This is a genomic window from Streptomyces sp. NPDC101166 (genome assembly GCF_044768125.1).
Classification (GTDB): domain Bacteria; phylum Actinomycetota; class Actinomycetes; order Streptomycetales; family Streptomycetaceae; genus Streptomyces.
The window spans coordinates 1-1,014 of sequence record NZ_JBIWPF010000395.1 but is presented as its reverse complement, the minus strand read 5'-3'; the positions used below and the strand labels follow the sequence as shown (position 1 = coordinate 1,014).

The window sequence follows — 1,014 nt, the reverse complement described above, 5'->3', positions numbered from 1 at the left end:
CCGAGTTCCCGTACCAGCAGTGGCTGGACGAGGGCCCGACCAAGCTGAGCGACCTGCCCGACCGCCCGCACGTGCACATGTCGCACGACCGCGTGCTGATCCGCCAGCAGATCTTCGGATACTCCACCGAGGAACTGAACATCCTGATCTCGCCGATGGCGCAGACCGGTGGCGAGGCGCTCGGCTCGATGGGCACCGACACCCCGATCGCGGTGCTGTCCTCGCGACCGCGCCTGCTGTTCGACTACTTCTCGCAGCTCTTCGCGCAGGTCACCAACCCGCCGCTGGACGCCATCCGCGAAGAGGTCGTGACCTCGCTGCGCAGCATGGTGGGCCCGGAGGCCGACCTGCTGAACCCGGGTGCGGAGTCCTGTCGTCAGATCACCCTGACCCAGCCGATCCTGGACAACGACGAGCTGTCCAAGCTCGTCCACATCAATGACGACGGCTCCCGTCCCGACCTGCGTTCGGTCGTCGTGCACGGCCTGTACCCGGTCAAGAAGGGCGGCAAGGGGCTGCGCAAGGCCATCGAGGCCGTGCAGCGTCAGGTCTCGGCGGCCATCGACGGCGGCGCGCGCATCATCGTGCTGTCCGACCGCGAGTCGAACGAGAAGCTGGCCCCGATCCCGTCGCTGCTGCTGACCGCCGCGGTGCACCACCACCTGGTCCGGGAACGCACCCGCACCAAGGTCGGCCTGGTCATCGAGGCCGGTGACGCCCGCGAGGTGCACCACATGGCCATGCTCGTCGGCTTCGGCGCGGCGGCCATCAACCCCTACATGGCCTTCGAGTCCATCGAGGACATGCTGGAGCGTGGCGCGCTGCAGATGCCGGGCAGCACCGGCGATCACGCGGCCGACTTCAAGAAGGCCGTCTACAACTACAACAAGGCGGCCGGCAAGGGCGTGCTGAAGGTGATGTCCAAGATGGGCATCTCCACCATCGCCTCCTACCGTGGCGCGCAGCTGTTCCAGGTCGTCGGCCTGGCGCAGGAGCTCGTCGACGAGTACTTCA

At 67.4% G+C, this 1,014-nt stretch carries 1 protein-coding gene; it reads left to right on the top strand.

Going from position 1 to position 1,014, the window contains the following annotated elements; all coding sequences use genetic code 11:
• Window positions 1-1,014, top strand: a 1,014-nt coding sequence (locus tag ACIRS4_RS39375; protein WP_404205260.1) for a glutamate synthase central domain-containing protein, incomplete at both ends; no start/stop codon positions are given.